The organism is Ruminococcus sp. AF31-8BH, from assembly GCF_003460605.1.
In the GTDB taxonomy this organism is placed as follows: Bacteria; Bacillota; Clostridia; order Lachnospirales; family Lachnospiraceae; genus Blautia_A; species Blautia_A acetigignens.
The window spans coordinates 424-2666 of sequence record NZ_QTVN01000040.1 but is presented as its reverse complement, the minus strand read 5'-3'; the positions used below and the strand labels follow the sequence as shown (position 1 = coordinate 2666).

At 41.5% G+C, this 2243-nt stretch carries 3 protein-coding genes; 1 reads left to right on the top strand and 2 read right to left on the bottom strand.

Features of this window, described 5'->3' with window-relative positions:
• The first annotated feature begins 147 nt into the window (after window positions 1-147).
• Complete coding sequence (locus DWZ38_RS21855) at window positions 148-954, top strand: helix-turn-helix domain-containing protein (protein ID WP_009296084.1); 807 nt, start codon at window positions 148-150, stop codon at window positions 952-954.
• A gap of 60 nt (window positions 955-1014) precedes the next feature.
• Here DWZ38_RS21855 and DWZ38_RS21850 read toward each other — a convergent pair whose 3' ends face one another.
• Together DWZ38_RS21850 and DWZ38_RS23040 are read right to left on the bottom strand one after the other, a co-directional pair.
• Window positions 1015-1977, bottom strand: coding sequence for a DUF3658 domain-containing protein (locus tag DWZ38_RS21850; RefSeq protein ID WP_014078537.1), 963 nt, complete (start codon window positions 1975-1977; stop codon window positions 1015-1017).
• Window positions 1978-1993: 16 nt separating this feature from the next.
• A partial coding sequence (locus DWZ38_RS23040; RefSeq protein ID WP_243000517.1) for a TnpV protein occupies window positions 1994-2243 on the bottom strand: 250 nt, incomplete at its 5' end.

Here is a 2243-nt window from a genome sequence, read left to right as displayed (position 1 = left end):
TGTATCATAGAACATTTTTGTGCCCTGTGCCGTATGTCCACAAAGTAGGAATTAGGGGTAAAAATCAGAAATTTCCACGATTGCGGAAAGTGTGATATAATCCAGATAAGCGGCAGCAATGAAACCATTGGAAAGGAGCGTGCGCCCATGAAAGGAGCAACAAGCATACAGGAACGCCTTTGGGAACTCCGCAAGGACAAAGGCTTAAATCTGGAAGAACTATCAAAGCTGACAGGCATTTCCAAATCAGCTCTTGGAAGTTATGAAAAAGAGGATTTTAAGGAAATCAATCATGGCAACCTTATCACGCTGGCAGACTTCTATGGGGTCTCTGTTGATTATCTACTGTGCCGGACAGAGAACAGGGAGCAGATCAACACACCATTGACGGAGCTGCATTTGAATGATGAGATGGTGGCACTGCTGAAAAGCGGTCGGATTAACAACCGTCTGCTCTGTGAGCTTGCTACACATAAAGATTTCATCAAGTTTCTTGCAGACATTGAGATTTATGTGGACGGGATTGCTACCATGCAGATTCAAAACCTCAATGCACTTGTCGATACCGTCCGGCATGAAATCATTGAACGGTATCGCCCAGGCGAAGATGACCCGCATTTGAAAGTGCTGCAAGCCGCCCATATCAGTGATGATGAGTATTTCAGTCACATGGTTCTGGATGACCTCAACCTGATTATCCGGGATATTCGGGAAGCCCACAAAAAGGACAGTGAGAGTGCGCCCCAGACCACCGTTGCCGATGAATTGAAAGAAAATCTCGAAGCAGTCGAAAATTTCAAGGGCAGCCGGGATGAAAAGCTGGTTGTCCTTTACTGCAAGCAGCTCGGTATCAACTATAAAAATCTGTCAGACGAAGAATTTCGCTGGCTGATTCGGATTCTCAAAAAATCAAAGAAAATGGGAACGCCTATCAGCCAGAGGAAAAAACGGTAAAAAAACCGCTGTTGCATGGTTGGGGTGCCTTCCATGTAGCAGCGGTTCTTGCTGTGGTTATTATTTCATTCGTTTTCTTAATATCCGGCGATAATTTGTTTCTCCCTTTGGTGCGTCCTGTATAATTTCCAACACACCATCTTCAAGCATTTTATCAATGCGATTAGAAATCCATACATCACTAATTCCAAGTTGATATTTTCCTAAAACATTACCTATAACAATAGCCATTTTGAATTGCTCTGGCTGTTCCGCAATTTCACGAAGAATGAAACTATCATATATATCTTCTGAAACACTTTGCAATTTACCATTTAGCATTGCACGCAAAGGTGCATTTTCATTTTGAAGTTGATTCCATTTCATAGCACAAGCTGAAAGAAATACAGGCTTAGCTTTTTCTTGTAGAGTTATATATTTTCCCCATTCGCCAGGAGAAACCTCACCCCATGCTATTTTGGATGTCATAGTATTTTCTTTTCCATATTCCCAGGCAGGTAACTTAACCAAATAAATTGTTGTCTGACAGTTTAATGGTCGAAGTTGTTTCATAAGCCAGTACATACCGCAAAGTTCATCCGGATTATAGCTATACCAAATACGAACTTCTTCCCCAGCTACATATCGTTCAATAACCGAAGACAATGTAGTTTTAATTTTCTGTATTTTTTCTTCAACCTGATAGTCTAAATCCTCTACAAACCAGACAGACAGCATTTTCTTGAGAACATTTTTCCGCTGTTCGCCAATTCCATTATCAGAAATATCTCCCACACTAAGAGCCATATCAAAACAATAAACATCACTGCTCTTGCCTCCCAATGGAATAGCATTCTCCCAAGCAATATGTTCTTGTTCCTGTGCTTGAATTTGTGCTTCTTTCATTTCATCTGAAGATGGAACACTCCCATCTTCGTGCCTCATAAAGACCGAAACTGCACTTCCTCTATACTTTCCCTTACCGTAAGTTTGGGCAATTTTCAAACTTCCACAGGCACTTTCACCAAATACAATTTCAATCATCTTATATACCTCCGATTTAATTACTCCCGTATGAATAAATTATATCATGCAAAACAATTTCTTCTGCCCGGTTGTGAATGTTATTACAACGCTGCACCCATTCCATTTGTTGAGTTCGCTTCAATTCCTCTGTCACGCCCTCGGTGGCTTTCATCTGCTCCATGATAGTGTCTAACCGTTCCTGTGCCTGTTCGTTCAGGTCTGCAAGATATGTCCACAATTCTCCGGTCAGTATCAATGTATTCAATCTGGCTGGGTGGACTTCC